Here is a 14,479-nt window from a genome sequence, read left to right on the forward strand (position 1 = left end):
AGTATATACGGATGAGACGCGCAAAAATTGTCGCGACACTAGGACCCGCCACATCGACCTATGAGATGGTCCGCGCGATCATCGATGCAGGTGTCGATGTCGCCCGATTGAACCTCAGCCACGGCGACTACTCCGTGCACGAGGCCAACTTCGCGAACGTGCGGAAGGCGGCGGATGACGCGGGCCGCCCCGTGGCGGTGCTCGTCGACCTGCAGGGACCGAAGATCCGCCTCGGCAAGTTCGCCGACGGACCCCACGAGCTCGCCCCCGGTGACATCTTCAAGATCACGGTCGAAGACATCCCGGGCACGCGGGAGATCTGCTCCACCACGTTCAAGGGTCTTCCGCACGACGTCAAGCCCGGCGACTTCCTCCTCATCGACGACGGCAAGGTCCGTGTCGAGGTCGTGGAGACCGATGGCGTCGTCGTCACGACCAAGGTCATCGTCGGCGGCTTCGTGTCCAACAACAAGGGCATCAACCTGCCCGGTGTGGCCGTGAACGTGCCTGCCCTGTCCGAGAAGGACGAGGCCGACCTCCGTTGGGGTCTGCAGATCGGCGCCGACATCATCGCGCTGTCGTTCGTCCGTGACGCGAAGGACGTCCAGCGCGTCCACGTGATCATGGCCGAAGAGGGTCGGCGTGTGCCGGTCATCGCCAAGATCGAGAAGCCGCAGGCCGTCGACAACCTCGAGGAGATCATCGACGCCTTCGACGGCATCATGGTCGCCCGTGGTGACCTCGGTGTCGAGCTTCCGCTCGAGGCCGTGCCGATCGTGCAGAAGCGTGCCGTCGAACTGTGCCGCCGCATGGCCAAGCCGGTCATCGTCGCGACGCAGATGCTCGAGTCGATGATCGAGAACCCGGTCCCGACCCGCGCCGAGACGAGCGACGTCGCCAACGCCGTGCTCGACGGCGCCGACGCGGTCATGCTGTCCGGCGAGACCAGCGTGGGCAAGTTCCCCGTGGGTGTCGTGGAGACCATGGCCCGCATCGTGGACTCGACCGAGGAGCACGGCCTGGAGCGCATCCAGCCGCTGCACACCAAGCCCCGCACGCAGGGTGGTGCGATCACGCTCGCAGCGCTCGAGGTCGCGGAGTTCGTCGACGCGAAGTATCTCTGCATCTTCACGGAGTCGGGTGACACCGCGCGTCGCATGTCGCGTCTGCGTCCCCGCATCCCCATGGTCGGCTTCACCCCCGACCCGGCGATCCGTCGCCGCATGGCGCTGACGTGGGGCATCCAGTCCACGCTCGTCGAGCACGTCGCCCACACGGACCGCATGTTCATCCAGGTGGACGACTACTTCCTGTCCAACGACCTGGCAGAGGTCGGCGACAAGGTCGTGGTGATCTCCGGTTCCCCTCCAGGAATCATCGGATCGACGAACGACATCCGCATCCACAAGATCGGCGACGCCGTCCACGGCAAGGCGCCCATCTACCAGGTGCGCGACTAGTCCGCTTCCGATCCACCCGTCGAACGGTCGCGCTCGCTATGCTGAGCGCGACCGTTTCGCATGAAAGGCGACGCATATGATCTGGGATCTCCTCTGGTACACCCTTCTGGTGTTCTACTTCGTCGCCTACATCTACGTGGTCGTGCTGATCATCATGGATCTGTTCCGCGACCACACCCTCAACGGCTGGCTGAAGGCGCTGTGGATCATCTTCCTGGTGTTCCTGCCGTTCCTCACCGCCCTGGTCTACCTGATCGCTCGCGGCAAGGGCATGGCGGAACGGGCGCGGGCGAACCGCGGAATCGTGGCGGAAGCCGACGACTACCGTCCGAAGGCCTCCACCAGCCCGGCAGACGACATCGCGCAGGCCAAGGCGCTCCTGGACGCCGGCACCATCAGCCAAGGCGAGTTCGACGCCCTCAAGAGCAAGGCACTGGGCAACCAGTTCTTCGGCGCGTAGCCGACTGCAGAAGGGACGGGATGCCTCGATTCGAGGCATCCCGTCCCTCTTTACGCCGACGGGGCGTCTTTTCCGTCGACGGCCTCGGGTTCAGCGACGTGCCCCGCGGATCCTGCCGTAGATCCGCATCAACTGCGGAACGACGAGGTACACGGCGAGGGGCACGACGATCACCGACAGCACGAACGCGCGTAGAACGGGGTTCCAGTCGGCGGCGAACGGTGCCATGACGAGGAACCCGAGTGTGACCAGCGGGAAGATGGCGACCCAGGTGATCACCGCTCGAGCATGAATGGACGGCGGGTTGATCGCGGGCGGGTCGGTTGGCGATGACATGGTGTCGCTCCTTCTCTGAATGGGCCGCAGGTGCGGGCCTCCTCTAGGCACGTTGCCACCGGGGGAGGCGGTTCTGGGAATCCTGTTGCCGAAAACGGAATTCGCTGATTGCCTGTGTCCATGAGTGCGTCACAACGAGTAGCGACAGAGTTGAGCCAGATCGCACCGAGGCTGAGGCATGCCCGCCACAAGAAGGACCTCACACTGGACCAGTTGGCGCAGGCGACCGGCATCTCGAAGAGCACCCTCTCACGCCTCGAGTCAGGTCAGCGCAAGCCGAGTCTGGAACTGCTGCTCCCCATCGTCGCTGCCCTCGCGCTCCCCCTGGACGAGATCGTCATGTCTCCCCGTATCGTGGACCCGCGTGTGGCCCGGAAGACGACCCGAGCAGATGGTCGCACCTTCACCCCGCTGTCCGGCCATCACGGTGAGCCGCAGGCCTACAAGATGACCGTCCCCGCTACAGACCGCACTCCCGTCCTTCGTACACACGCGGGATACGAGTGGATCTACGTGCTTTCAGGACGACTACGACTGGTGCTCGGCGAGCACGACATCGTCATGGGCACCGGCGAAGCAGCCGAATTCGACACCAAGAATCCACATTGGTTCGGCGCAACGGGCGCGGGGCCGGTCGAGCTCCTCAGTTTGTTCGGCAAGCAGGGCGAACGCATTCACCTCAGAGCGCGCTCGAGCAGTGCGACGTGATCGGTGGACGCGTTGTCGGCGATACCGCCTCCGGAGTGGTCGAGGAGGATATCCCCGAGCAAACGCCGCAACACGGCCGCTTGCTTGCGGGGTGCCAGAGGCCGCCCTCTGGCGAGGACAGCCTCTCTTGATGTACCGGTGGTGGGACTCGAACCCACATGCCCTCACGGGCAACCGATTTTGAGTCGGTCGCGTCTGCCATTCCGCCACACCGGCCAGCACGTTCGCGAACGACGATACCGTAGGATTCAATGGTGACTGAGCACGAAGAAACCCCTGAGCCGACGACCACCGCCCCGCGACGCGTCGTCGTAGCCGAGGATGAGTCGCTCATCCGCCTCGACATCGTCGAGATCCTCCGCGACAACGGCTTCGATGTCGTCGGTGAAGCAGGTGACGGCGAGACCGCCGTTCAGCTCGCCACGGAGCTGCGCCCCGATCTGGTGATCATGGACGTCAAGATGCCTCGCCTCGACGGCATCAGCGCCGCCGAGAAGCTGAGCAAGAACCACATCGCGCCCGTCGTGCTGCTGACCGCGTTCAGCCAGAAGGAGCTCGTCGAGCGCGCCAGCGAAGCCGGCGCCCTCGCGTACGTCGTGAAGCCCTTCACGCCGAACGACCTGCTTCCCGCGATCGAGATCGCGCTGGCCCGCTACGAGCAGATCATCACGCTCGAGGCCGAGGTCGCCGACATGGTCGAGCGGTTCGAGACGCGCAAGCTCGTCGACCGCGCCAAGGGCCTCCTCAACGAGAAGATGGGCCTCACCGAGCCCGAGGCGTTCCGCTGGATCCAGAAGGCGTCCATGGACCGCCGCCTGACCATGCAGGACGTCGCCAAGGCGATCATCGAGCAGCTCGCCCCGAAGAAGGACTGAGCCCGACTCTGACGCGAGAATCGGCCCGGCGCCCGAGAATCAACTGATTCTCGTGCGACGGGCCGATTCTCATTGAGCCGATCAAGGCCGGCCGGTCAGGGGCGTGGCATGTCCTTGATCATGTTCGTGATGCGGATCGTGGAGCAGCGGCGGCCCTGATCGTCGGAGACGACGATCTCGTGGACGGTCATGCTGCGGCCGAGGTGGATCGGGGTGCACACGCCCGTCACGAGGCCGCTGGTGGCCGAGCGCGTGTGAGTCGCATTGATGTCGACACCGACCGCCAGACGCCCGGCGCCGGCGTACAGGTTGGCCGCCATCGACCCGAGCGACTCGCCCAGTACGACATACGCGCCACCGTGGAACAGGCCCACCGGCTGCGTGTTCCCCTCGACCGGCATCGTCGCGACCGACCGTTCGATCGAGAACTCGACCCACTGGAATCCCATCTTGTCGGCGAGGGCACCGGCGCCGCGCTGCACGGCCCACTCCATCGCGTTCATGGTGGGATCGGCGAGGTCGGACATACGTGCTCCAATGGCGTCGTGAGGGTGTCGGTAAGCCTGGCTAGGCTGGTCTGGTGACGGACTCCGCAAAGCCTACCCTTCTCGTCGTCGACGGCCATTCGCTGGCATATCGGGCGTTCTTCGCGCTCCCGGTCGATAATTTCACGACCAAGGACGGGCAGCACACGAACGGGATCTACGGATTCCTCGCGATGCTCATCAACCTCATCAAGGCGGAGAAGCCGACGCACATGGCGGTCGCCTTCGACACGTCGCGGCAGTCGTTCCGCACCCGGGAGTACCCCGAGTACAAGGCCAACCGCTCCGAGTCGCCGAGCGAGTTCAAGGGCCAGATCCCGTTGCTGCAGGACTGCCTGGCTGCGATGAACATCCAGGTCCTGCAGAAAGAGGACTTCGAAGCCGACGACATCCTCGCCACGCTGGCGACCGAAGGCGCAGCGGCCGGGTACCACGTGCTGGTGTGCTCGGGAGACCGAGACACCATTCAGCTCGTCAACGACGACATCACGCTGCTCTACCCGAACGTGCAGGGGGTTTCGCAGCTGAAGCGCTACGACCCCGCCGCCGTGCGTGAGAAGTACGGCGTCGAGCCGTGGCAGTACCCCGACATCGCGGCCCTCGTGGGCGAGACGAGCGACAACCTGCCCGGTGTGCCGAAGGTGGGGGAGAAGACCGCCGTCAAGTGGCTCACCCAGTTCGGTTCGCTCGATGACCTGCTCGCCAACGCCGACAAGGTCACCGGCGTGGTGGGAAACAACCTGCGCGAGCACATCGACGCCGTGCGCCGCAACCGCAACCTGAACCGGCTGCTGCGCGACGTGGAGCTTCCTGTCACGCCCCCCGATCTCGAGGTGCGTCCGATCGACGCGCAGGCGGTGCGCGACATCTTCGCCCGTCTCGAGTTCCGCACCCTGCTCCCGCGTGTGTTCGAGGCGACCGGCGTCGACGAGGCGATGGCACCCGTCAGTTCGGCGCCGACGGTCAGCGCGCCGGCTCCTGTCGAGGCGGATGCCGCGGCTCTGGGGGAGTGGCTCCGCACCGCGACCGGCGAGATCGGTCTCGACCTCACTATCGAGGGCGGATTGCCCCGGCGCGTGGGCCTGGCCACGCTCGCATCCGCGGTCGAGGCGACCTGGTCCGACGAGGTGAAGGACGCGATCGCCGACTGGATGGGCTCCGACGCACCGAAGGTGCTCTCCGATGCCAAGCCTCAGGTGAAGGCCCTGAGCCGTGCCGGCCTGCGGCTCGGCGGCCTCGCGTTCGACACGATCCTGGCGGGCTGGCTGCTGCGCCCGAGCTTCCCCGACAAGACGCTCGCGAACCTCGTCGATCGCTACCTCGATGAGAAGCTGCCCGAGGCCGACCCGACGCAGCTCGTGCCTGAGACCGAGGGGGCGACTCCCGCTCAGCTGGGTTGGTACGCGCTGCGCGTCGCCGAGGCGCTGCGCGCCGAGCTGCCCGAACGCGTCACCGCGTTGATGAACGAGATCGAGCTGCCCACGCTGCTCACGCTCGCCGACATGGAGCTCGCCGGCGTCGCGGTGTCGCACGCCCGACTCTCCGAGTTCTCCGCAGAGCTGGCCGCACGGGCGGACGCGATCGCGCAGGACGCGTATGCGGCGATCGGCCGCGAGGTGAACCTCGGCTCGCCCAAGCAACTGCAGGAGGTGCTGTTCGAGGACCTCGCGCTGCCGAAGACCCGCAAGACCAAGACCGGCTACTCGACGGATGCCGCGGTCCTGGCCGATCTGCAGGAATCCAACCCGCATCCGTTCCTCGACCTGCTGCTGCAGCACCGCGAGGCCACCAAGCTGCGCCAGATCATCGAGTCCCTCGATGCCGCGATCGGTGCGGACCACCGCGTCCATACGACCTACGTGCAGACCGGCAGCCAGACCGGCCGGCTGTCCAGTACCGACCCCAACCTGCAGAACATCCCCGTCCGCACCGAGGAGAGCCGCCGCATCCGTGCCGCGTTCGAGGTCGGGGAAGGCTACGAGACGCTGCTGACAGCCGACTACTCGCAGATCGAGATGCGGATCATGGCGCACCTCTCCGAAGACCCGGGACTCATCGAGGCATTCAACTCCGGCGAGGACCTGCACCGCTTCGTCGGTGCGCGCGTGTTCGGCGTCGAGCCCGCGGAGGTCACTCCGGCGATGCGCACGAAGGTCAAGGCGATGTCGTACGGCCTGGTCTACGGCCTGTCGGCATTCGGTCTCTCCAAGCAGCTGCGCATCGAGCAGTCCGAAGCGAAACAGCTCATGACCGAGTACTTCGCACGGTTCGGTGCCGTGCGCGACTACCTGCGCTCCTCCGTCGAGCAGGCGCGCATCGACGGGTACACCGAGACGATCTTCGGTCGTCGCCGCCCATTCCCCGATCTGGCCAGCCCTAACCGGGTGCTGCGCGAGAATGCCGAACGCGCCGCGCTCAACGCCCCCATCCAGGGCAGCGCCGCCGACATCATGAAGATCGCGCTCTTCCACATCCACAACGAGTTCTCCACGCAGAACCTGCGCTCACGCGTCCTCATGCAGATCCACGACGAACTCGTCGTGGAGGTCGCACCGGGGGAGTGGGATGCCGCGGAGCGCATCGTGCGCGACCGGATGGGCGACGCCGCGCAGCTGTCGGTGCCGTTGGACGTGCAGATCGGCCGCGGCGGGGACTGGGACGAAGCCGGACACTGAAACTGGTGTTTGTCGGGAGCGGGTGTCGTCCCTAGGCTCGAGGGCATGACTGATGCATCCCGCACCCCTTCGCAGGTCGACACGATCGCCGACGCGTGGGTGGACACCCTGGCAGAACTGTCGCCGATGCTGGCGACCTACATCGGACGCTCCGAGTACAACGACCGGTTCGGCGACTATTCGCCCGCCGGAGCCGAGCGCCTCGCTGAAGCGGCGCGCAGCACGCTCGCCGCGCTCGACGCGGCCGTGCCCGCCGACGAAATCGACCGGATCACGAAGGAAGACCTTTCCCGCGACCTGCGCCTCGAGCTCGAGCTGCTCGACGCGAACTGGCACCTGCGCGACCTGAATGTGATCGCATCGCCGGCGCAGGAGCTGCGGTCGGTCTTCGATCTGATGCCCACGGCGACCACCGACGACTGGAGCGTCATCGCGACCCGTCTGAAGGCGCTCCCGGGCGCGATCGACGGTTACGTCGAGACGCTGCGCGAAGGCATCGCGAAGGGCGTCGTCCCGGCCCGCCGCCAGGTGCTCGAGGTCGTGACCCAGATCGCGCGCTACACCGGCGACAGCGGATACTTCGCCACGTTCGCCGGCGACGCCGCCCCGGCGGAGGGCCAGCTTCCGGCATCCCTCGCTCGCGACCTGTCCGACAACGCGAACGCGGCTCGCGTCGCCTACGACCAGCTGGCGAGCTTCCTCGGCACCGAGCTGGCCGCGGCGGCCGTGGAGAAGGACGCCGTCGGTCGCGAGCTTTACGCGCTGCAGTCGCAGCGGTTCCTCGGCGCCACGATCGACCTGGACGAGACGTACGAGTGGGGCGTGGAGGAGCTCGCACGCATGGTCGCCGAGCAGGAGTCCATCGCCAATGAGATCAAGGCCGGCGCCTCGGTCGAAGAGGCCGTTGCGTTCCTCGAGGGGGATTCCTCGCGCAAGCTGCACGGCACCGACGCGCTGCAGAAGTGGATGCAGGCCACGAGCGACCGTGCGATCGAAGAGCTCGGACGATCGCACTTCGACATCCCTGAGCCGATCCGCAAGCTCGAGTGCATGATCGCGCCGACCAACGAGGGCGGCATCTACTACACCGGCCCGACCGACGACTTCTCGCGTCCCGGCCGCATGTGGTGGTCGGTGCCCGAGGGCGTCAACGAGTTCGACACCTGGCGTGAGCTGACCACGGTCTACCACGAGGGCGTTCCTGGCCACCACCTGCAGATCGCGCAGGCCGTCTACAACCGCGCGGAGCTGAACTCGTGGCGCCGCCTGCTCGCCGGCACCTCGGGCCATGCTGAAGGCTGGGCGCTGTACGCCGAGCGTCTCATGCAGGACCTCGGCTTCCTCGAGGACCCAGCGGACCGACTCGGGATGCTGGACGGTCAGCGCATGCGCGCCGCCCGTGTCGTCCTGGACATCGGTGTGCACCTGGAGAAGCCGCGCCTCGACGGCGCCGGAACGTGGGATGCGGACTACGCGTTGGAGTTCATGCTGCGCAACGTCAACATGCCGCCCGAGTTCGTGCGCTTCGAGGTCAACCGCTACCTCGGATGGCCGGGACAGGCCCCGTCGTACAAGGTCGGTCAGCGCATCTGGGAGCAGGTCCGCGACGACTACCGTGCGCTCAAGGGGGATGCCTTCTCGATGAAGGACTTCCACAAGCGCGCACTCGACATGGGCGGCGTCGGCCTCGACACGCTGCGCACCGCGCTGCTGCAGGGCTGATCCGGCGAAGAGATCACTCGAAGAGGTCGCGTGCCAGCAGGCGCGCGACCTCTTCGTCTGTGGTCTGGGTGAAGTCGTCGTAGTACTGGCCGACCGCCCAAAAGTCCTCGCGGGCGTGCGGGCAGACGTACTCGTCGGCCGTTGCGATGTCCGGCCGCCAATCGGCGGGGGCGACCGGCACCGCGAGTACGATGCGCTCAGCTCCACGCATCCGCAGCGAGTGGCACGCGGCCCATGCCGTGGCCCCCGTCGCGATGCCGTCGTCGATCACGATCGCCACGGCGCCGGCGAGAGTGTCACTCCCGGTGCCGAACAGAAGCATGCGCCGTGCCAGCTCGACCCGCTCCATGTCCTCGATGAAGTCGAGCTGCTCGGGCGTCACATGACCGGCACGCACCGCATCCGGGTTGATCACGCGCACCCCCTCGGCGATCGCTCCGACCGCGAACTCCTCGTGCGAGGGAGCACCCAGCTTGCGCACCACCGCCGCCACCAGAGGCAACCCCAGGGCACGCGCCACCTCGGCCGCGACCACGACACCGCCACGGGGGATGCCGAACACCACGGCGTCCGAATCCCGCCACTGTTCCAGCGACGCCACGAGCTCCTGTCCCGCCGCCGCGCGATCCGCGAAGATGGTCACGCGCTCACCCTACGCCGCGGCATCCGCGTCGTCTCGGGAATGTATCGAGCCGTCCTGCGTTCTATGCAGGTGCATAGGAAGGATCGGCCATGACTGATCAGAATCTCGCCGCCATCGAACTCGGTCTCGACACGTTCGGCGATGTCACCCGCGACAGCGCGGGGGAGTTGCTCAGCGACGCGCAGACCATCCGCAACGTCGTGGACCAGGCGGTGCTCGCCGATGAAGTGGGTGTCGCGTTCTTCGGTGTGGGGGAGCACCACCGTCCCGAGTTCGCCATCTCCAGCCCCGAGATCGTGCTGGCCGCCGCGGCCGCCCGCACCAAGAACATCCACCTGGGAACAGCCGTCACGGTGCTGTCGTCCGACGACCCGGTGCGCCTGTTCGAGCGCTTCGCGACGCTCGACGCGATCTCGAACGGGCGAGCCGAGGTCATCCTCGGACGCGGCTCGTTCATCGAGTCCTTTCCCCTGTTCGGCTACGAGCTGAGCGACTACGAGGTGCTCTTCGAGGAGAAGCTCGACCTGTTCACCCAGCTGCTCACCGAGAAGCCGGTGACCTGGCAGGGCACCACCCGAGCCTCGCTCACCGACGCCGATGTCTTCCCCAAGACCGAGGGCGGGCTGAAGGCGTGGATCGGCGTCGGCGGATCGCCGGAGTCGGTCGTGCGCACAGCCCGTCACGGGCTCGGACTCATGCTCGCGATCATCGGCGGACCGTCGGCGCGGTTCCGGCCGTTCGTCGACCTCTACCACCGGTCACTGGCGGAGTTCGGACGGGACACCCTGCCCGTCGGCGTGCACTCGCCCGGGCACGTCGCCGCCACGGACCAGCAGGCGTGGGATGAAGCGTACGAAGGGTTCCAGGCGATGCACAACACGATCGGACGCGAGCGCGGGTGGCCTCCCTACAGCCGGATGCGCTTCCAGCACGACGTCGGCCCCGAGGGTTCGACCTACGTCGGATCCCCGGAGACGGTCGCGCGCAAGATCGTCGACACAGTGCGCACGCTCGGCGCGTCCCGATTCGACATGAAGTTCGCCACCGGAACGCTGTCGCACGAGAAGATGATGACCTCCATCGAGCTGTACGGCACGAAGGTCATCCCGCTCGTCCGCGACATGCTCTCCTGACAATGGACGCCCACACGGCAGGTGGCCGGCCGTCGTAGGCTGAGACCGTGGCATCCGTAAGGTACGTGGCGATCGGCGACTCCTTCACCGAGGGGGTCGGGGACGAGCTCCCCGACGGTCGCGTGCGCGGCTGGGCGGACCTTGTGGCACAGGGATGGGCGGATGCCTCGGGCGACGTCGTCGAATATGCGAACCTCGCCATCCGCGGCAAGCTCGTCTGGCCCATCATCGAGCAGCAACTCGAACCCGCGCTCGCGCTGAAACCCACGCACCTGTCGTTCAACGGCGGTGGCAACGACATGCTCCGTCCGCGCACGGACGTCGCGTGGATCGTGGACGCGTTCGACCACGTGCTGCGCCGATGCGACGAGGAGGGCGTGCAGTTGATCCTCCTGTCGGGTGCCAACCCGGCTGGCCAGCTGCCGCTCGGGCGTCTCGTCCAGCGCCGCGGCGATGCGCTGTCGGCAGCGGTGGTCACACGATTCGACGAGCGTCCGGACGTCATTCGCGCCCTGAACTGGCCGGACCACGAGTTGAGCACGCCGCCCTACTGGTCGGACGATCGCCTGCACATGAACAGCCGCGGACACCACCGCGTCGCGGCCCGTGTCGTGGACGCACTCGGCTTCGACCCGCCGGTGGACTGGTGGTCACTGCCGACGCTGCCTGAGGTCGAGCAGCTCCGCGGGCGCGCCTACTACCGCGAGCACGTCGGGCCATGGGTGCGACGCCGTCTCACCGGCACTTCGTCGGGCGACGGGCGGGAGCCGAAGTTCGGCGTCTGGACGCCGATCGAGCCCGCCCACGCCTGACGGCGCGGGACCTCACTCGCTCGGCGCGGTCACACGGTAGCTGAGCTCCGCGAACTGCCCGACCTGCGCGACGGAGACCAGTTCGAGTCGATCGGCAGGCAGGTTGCGGGGGAGGAGCGGCTTGCCTGACGTCAACGTCACGGGCGCCACGGACACGCGGATCTCGTCCAACAGTCCGGCATCCACGAACTGACCCGCCAGATCGCCGCCACCCACGACCCATGCGTCACGCCCGTCCGCGGCATCCGTGATCTCCTGCCACGCGTCCGCGACCGAGCCGGAAACGAAGCGCACATCGGCGCCGGGCACCCCCGGCAGATCGCGGCTAGTGAACACGAAGGTCGGACGAGAGCCGTAGTACTCCGGCCACTTCTCGGGGTGCTCGACGAGCCCCTCGTGTTCGACGACCCACTCGTAGGTCGACGAACCCTGCACGAGGACTCCGACACCGTCGAGGAAGCGCTGGAAGTCGCCCTCACGGCTCTCTCCGGGCGGAACGACGAACAGCCACTCGAGGGAGTCGTCGTCGTCCGCGAGGAAGCCGTTGAGAGTCGTGGCCGTGTAGAAGATCGCGCGCGTCATGCGTCGACGGTAGCAACGGGCTCCGACACGCGGCTGCCCTCGATGCGCCGAGTTGCAGTTGGCCTGTCGATAGTCTCGAGGGAGATCAGGGCTGTGCCGCGCCGGGGAAGCGCGGCCGCGCCCACCCGAACGGAGATGTGAGCCTCACCATGCCTCAGCAAGAATCCACCCTTCGTACTGCCCAGGATCAGCCGCGTCAGGACGACGGCTATTTCGGCCCGGACAGTGTGAGCTGGCGCCTGTTCGCCGATCCGTCTTCCAAGCTCGGGGGAGTGGCGGCGATCCTGCTGCAGGCACTCAATCCGGGCATGATGCGCCTGTTCGCCGGGACCAGCGATTTCTTCGCCGACGCCGAGGGCCGCGCTGAGCGCACGAGCCGCTACATCGACACGATCACGTACGGCGACACGGCGCACGCGGATGCCGCCGGCGCCTCGGTGCGCCGTATGCACAGCCACGCGAAGTGGACCGACCCGCAGACCGGCATCGCCTACGCCGCGGATGAACCCGCGTGGCTCGAGTGGACCCACAACACAGTGTCGTGGGGTGTCCTGCGCGCCGCCGAGCTGTACGGCCCGGAGCTCTCACGCGCCGAGCAGGACCGTTTCGTGCTCGAGCAGCACAAGGCCGCCGAACTCGCCGGTGTCGACACCACGAACCTGGCCAGGACGTGGGCCGAGCTCACCGCCTACATCGACGGTCAGCAGGACTGGATGGCGCTGACGCTGGATGCGGCGACGCTCGCTCGCGGCCTGCGCAAGCCCAGCCTGCGCGGCAACCCGATCGCGGTGTGGATCGGCGTCGTGATCCAGGACGGCATCATCGCGGTCATGCCGGAATGGGCGCAGAACCTCTACGGCATCGAGGGGCGCCCGATGAACCTGCGCGGAGCGGCCCGCACCACCAAGCGCATGGTCGCCGCGGCGCGCAAGCGCGACCGGGTCGACGCCGCCATCGTGCGGATCACCAGCCAGGTCGAAACCCACCCGTACCGGAAGGTGCGTGCCCGACCCGCGGCATCCCGATCCTGAGGGTGGGGGAGCGGGTCAGAGCGCTTCGCTGAGCCTCGCCGTGTGAGCCGTTCACACCGCAGTCGAGTCAAGCCACAGCTCGCGTGGGCCGGTATCGCATGGCGACTGCCCCTGACCGGAACGCCTGGCGATCCACGAGCTCCAGCTGGATGCGCTCGCGCAGACCCGCGAGCAGCGTCGGCCCGTGTCCGGCAAGGACCGGCTGCACGAGGAACTCGTATTCGTCGATCAGCCCTAGATCTGCCAGCGCAAGGGGGAGTGTCACGCCACCTACCCACAGGCCGTCGCCTGGCTCCTCCTTGAGCCGTCGAACGCTCTTCTCCAGTTCGCCGCGTAGCAGCTCGGCATTCCAATCGACCCTGTCCAGCGTGCTCGACACGACGTACTTCTTCGCCCCGTCGATGGTCTCGGCGAACGGCATCTGCCACGCCGTCACCCAGTCAGGCCACGTGCCCGTGGACGGCTTCCGCCACGCGGACTCCATCATCTCGTAGGCCACTCGGCCGAAGAGCAGGGCGTCGGCTCGCGCCATCTGAGCGGTCCAGTAGCGCATGGATTCGTCGTCCGGAGGGAGCCCCGCCTCGTGGTGGCAACACCCGTCGAGCGTGACGTTGATCGAGTATCGAAGCGGTCTCATCTCATTGCTCTCCCTTGGTGCGCGTCCGGGTTCACCTGGCCGGTCTCAGGCGACTTCGGCAACACTCGTCATCGGCAAACCCATCGCACCAACTTTTCGCAGCGTTCGCAACGGGTCACACGAGTGCATCGGATAGGGTCGCGGCGTGCGCGAAGGCAGAGTGGTCCGGTCGACGACAGTCGTCTTCGTAGGATGCCTCGTCGCCGTGATGCTCGCCGGATGCGGCAGCAGCAGCCCGCCGACCGCCGAGGAGATCGGGGGAGCGGAAGATGCTCGCCCCACCGGCGTGGACACCCTTGCGAGCGTCGAGGTGCCGACGCCGCAGGGATGGCAGCCGATCGCGGAGCGGCAGGTGGATGGCTGCGGCTCGCTGACGAATGACCGCGGTGGTTTCGACGATGCGCATGTCGGGGGATACTCCTGCGCCCTCGTGCGTCGGACGCTCTACATCCGCGCTGATGAAGTGAAGACGAGCCGAGAGGATGCCGCGGCGTACGCCGCTGTTGCGGAGATCTCACTGGCCTTCGCAGACATGGCTCAGCAGCAGGACGTTCCCGGCCTGCAGCCCAGCGAACGCGTCCCGCTGGTCTTCGGCCACGTGACGTACAACGGGACACGCGTCAGCATCGAGGCGCGCATCGGTCGCGGCCAAGACGTCGACATCGACATCCTGCCGCTCTGGCATCGCAACGAGACTGTGGTCTCCGATGGCGAGAAACTGGTCACTCAGCTGAAGCAGCAGGGGAGAGTCGCCGACGACGTCCTGCAGGTGACCGTCACCGTGCCGTACTTCGAGGTGTTCCGGGAGGCCGCCTAGCCGCATCTGATGCGCTCTCGCAAACTTTAACTGACATAATGTG

At 67.0% G+C, this 14,479-nt stretch carries 15 protein-coding genes and 1 tRNA gene; 10 read left to right on the plus strand and 6 right to left on the minus strand.

Features of this window, described 5'->3' with window-relative positions:
- Nucleotides 1–11: 11 nt before the first annotated feature.
- Complete coding sequence (gene pyk, locus ASD65_RS02990; protein WP_056218263.1) at nt 12–1,460, plus strand: pyruvate kinase; 1,449 nt, start codon at nt 12–14, stop codon at nt 1,458–1,460.
- 76 nt (nt 1,461–1,536) lie between these two features.
- Complete coding sequence (locus tag ASD65_RS02995; protein ID WP_056218267.1) at nt 1,537–1,920, plus strand: SHOCT domain-containing protein; 384 nt, start codon at nt 1,537–1,539, stop codon at nt 1,918–1,920.
- A 90-nt stretch (nt 1,921–2,010) separates the two neighbouring features.
- Here ASD65_RS02995 and ASD65_RS03000 read toward each other — a convergent pair whose 3' ends face one another.
- Nucleotides 2,011–2,256, minus strand: coding sequence for a hypothetical protein (locus tag ASD65_RS03000; RefSeq protein WP_056218270.1), 246 nt, complete (start codon nt 2,254–2,256; stop codon nt 2,011–2,013).
- A gap of 120 nt (nt 2,257–2,376) precedes the next feature.
- Here ASD65_RS03000 and ASD65_RS03005 point away from each other — a divergent pair, with 120 nt between their 5' ends.
- Nucleotides 2,377–2,964 (plus strand): helix-turn-helix domain-containing protein, encoded by a 588-nt coding sequence (locus ASD65_RS03005; RefSeq protein ID WP_056218273.1) that lies wholly within the window; start codon nt 2,377–2,379, stop codon nt 2,962–2,964.
- Between the two features lie 133 nt (nt 2,965–3,097).
- Here ASD65_RS03005 and ASD65_RS03010 read toward each other — a convergent pair.
- Nucleotides 3,098–3,180 (minus strand) — tRNA-Leu (locus ASD65_RS03010).
- 35 nt (nt 3,181–3,215) lie between these two features.
- Here ASD65_RS03010 and ASD65_RS03015 point away from each other — a divergent pair.
- Nucleotides 3,216–3,839, plus strand: coding sequence for an ANTAR domain-containing response regulator (locus ASD65_RS03015; protein WP_056218276.1), 624 nt, complete (start codon nt 3,216–3,218; stop codon nt 3,837–3,839).
- A 95-nt stretch (nt 3,840–3,934) separates the two neighbouring features.
- Here ASD65_RS03015 and ASD65_RS03020 read toward each other — a convergent pair whose 3' ends face one another.
- On the minus strand, nt 3,935–4,366 hold the full coding sequence (locus ASD65_RS03020; RefSeq protein ID WP_056218280.1) for a hotdog fold thioesterase: 432 nt from the start codon (nt 4,364–4,366) through the stop codon (nt 3,935–3,937).
- A gap of 53 nt (nt 4,367–4,419) precedes the next feature.
- Between ASD65_RS03020 and polA the strand changes: the two genes are divergently transcribed.
- Together polA and ASD65_RS03030 are read left to right on the plus strand one after the other, a co-directional pair.
- Nucleotides 4,420–7,059, plus strand: a complete 2,640-nt coding sequence (polA, locus tag ASD65_RS03025; RefSeq protein WP_056218283.1) for a DNA polymerase I — start codon at nt 4,420–4,422, stop codon at nt 7,057–7,059.
- Nucleotides 7,060–7,104: 45 nt separating this feature from the next.
- The gene (locus tag ASD65_RS03030) at nt 7,105–8,781 is read left to right on the plus strand and encodes a DUF885 domain-containing protein (protein ID WP_056218287.1); all 1,677 of its coding nucleotides are present in this window, start codon (nt 7,105–7,107) and stop codon (nt 8,779–8,781) included.
- A 13-nt stretch (nt 8,782–8,794) separates the two neighbouring features.
- On the opposite strand, the gene ASD65_RS03035 is transcribed toward ASD65_RS03030, so the two are convergent.
- Nucleotides 8,795–9,424 carry a phosphoribosyltransferase gene (locus ASD65_RS03035; RefSeq protein ID WP_056218289.1) on the minus strand — a complete coding sequence of 210 codons (630 nt, stop codon included), beginning with the start codon at nt 9,422–9,424 and terminating at the stop codon, nt 8,795–8,797.
- An 89-nt stretch (nt 9,425–9,513) separates the two neighbouring features.
- Between ASD65_RS03035 and ASD65_RS03040 the strand changes: the two genes are divergently transcribed.
- Together ASD65_RS03040 and ASD65_RS03045 are read left to right on the plus strand one after the other, a co-directional pair.
- Nucleotides 9,514–10,557, plus strand: coding sequence for an LLM class flavin-dependent oxidoreductase (locus ASD65_RS03040; RefSeq protein WP_056218292.1), 1,044 nt, complete (start codon nt 9,514–9,516; stop codon nt 10,555–10,557).
- Nucleotides 10,558–10,604: 47 nt separating this feature from the next.
- The gene (locus ASD65_RS03045; RefSeq protein ID WP_056218296.1) at nt 10,605–11,369 is read left to right on the plus strand and encodes an SGNH/GDSL hydrolase family protein; all 765 of its coding nucleotides are present in this window, start codon (nt 10,605–10,607) and stop codon (nt 11,367–11,369) included.
- Nucleotides 11,370–11,381: 12 nt separating this feature from the next.
- Here the strand turns inward: ASD65_RS03045 and ASD65_RS03050 are convergent, their stop codons facing one another.
- Nucleotides 11,382–11,951, minus strand: coding sequence for a dihydrofolate reductase family protein (locus ASD65_RS03050; protein WP_056218299.1), 570 nt, complete (start codon nt 11,949–11,951; stop codon nt 11,382–11,384).
- Nucleotides 11,952–12,100: 149 nt separating this feature from the next.
- Here ASD65_RS03050 and ASD65_RS03055 point away from each other — a divergent pair, with 149 nt between their 5' ends.
- Entirely contained in the window at nt 12,101–12,982 is an 882-nt protein-coding gene (locus tag ASD65_RS03055) for an oxygenase MpaB family protein (protein ID WP_056224408.1), read from the plus strand.
- Nucleotides 12,983–13,049: 67 nt separating this feature from the next.
- On the opposite strand, the gene ASD65_RS03060 is transcribed toward ASD65_RS03055, so the two are convergent.
- Nucleotides 13,050–13,619, minus strand: coding sequence for a dihydrofolate reductase family protein (locus ASD65_RS03060; RefSeq protein WP_056218302.1), 570 nt, complete (start codon nt 13,617–13,619; stop codon nt 13,050–13,052).
- Nucleotides 13,620–13,764: 145 nt separating this feature from the next.
- On the opposite strand from ASD65_RS03060, the gene ASD65_RS03065 reads away from it, so the two are divergent.
- Nucleotides 13,765–14,436, plus strand: a complete 672-nt coding sequence (locus ASD65_RS03065; protein WP_156378769.1) for a hypothetical protein — start codon at nt 13,765–13,767, stop codon at nt 14,434–14,436.
- Nucleotides 14,437–14,479 lie beyond the last annotated feature (43 nt).

The sequence above is a fragment of the Microbacterium sp. Root61 genome (assembly GCF_001427525.1).
GTDB lineage: Bacteria > Actinomycetota > Actinomycetes > Actinomycetales > Microbacteriaceae > Microbacterium.

Excerpts from the sequence above, each read along its gene's own strand:
- pyk (WP_056218263.1), top strand. The coding sequence starts at position 12 with ATGAGACGCGCAAAAATTGTCGCGACACTAGGACCCGCCACATCGACC.
- ASD65_RS02995 (WP_056218267.1), top strand. The coding sequence starts at position 1,537 with ATGATCTGGGATCTCCTCTGGTACACCCTTCTGGTGTTCTACTTCGTC.
- ASD65_RS03000 (WP_056218270.1), bottom strand. The coding sequence starts at position 2,256 with ATGTCATCGCCAACCGACCCGCCCGCGATCAACCCGCCGTCCATTCAT.
- ASD65_RS03005 (WP_056218273.1), top strand. The coding sequence starts at position 2,377 with ATGAGTGCGTCACAACGAGTAGCGACAGAGTTGAGCCAGATCGCACCG.
- ASD65_RS03015 (WP_056218276.1), top strand. The coding sequence starts at position 3,216 with ATGGTGACTGAGCACGAAGAAACCCCTGAGCCGACGACCACCGCCCCG.
- ASD65_RS03020 (WP_056218280.1), bottom strand. The coding sequence starts at position 4,366 with ATGTCCGACCTCGCCGATCCCACCATGAACGCGATGGAGTGGGCCGTG.
- ASD65_RS03030 (WP_056218287.1), top strand. The coding sequence starts at position 7,105 with ATGACTGATGCATCCCGCACCCCTTCGCAGGTCGACACGATCGCCGAC.
- ASD65_RS03040 (WP_056218292.1), top strand. The coding sequence starts at position 9,514 with ATGACTGATCAGAATCTCGCCGCCATCGAACTCGGTCTCGACACGTTC.
- ASD65_RS03050 (WP_056218299.1), bottom strand. The coding sequence starts at position 11,951 with ATGACGCGCGCGATCTTCTACACGGCCACGACTCTCAACGGCTTCCTC.
- ASD65_RS03055 (WP_056224408.1), top strand. The coding sequence starts at position 12,101 with ATGCCTCAGCAAGAATCCACCCTTCGTACTGCCCAGGATCAGCCGCGT.
- ASD65_RS03060 (WP_056218302.1), bottom strand. The coding sequence starts at position 13,619 with ATGAGACCGCTTCGATACTCGATCAACGTCACGCTCGACGGGTGTTGC.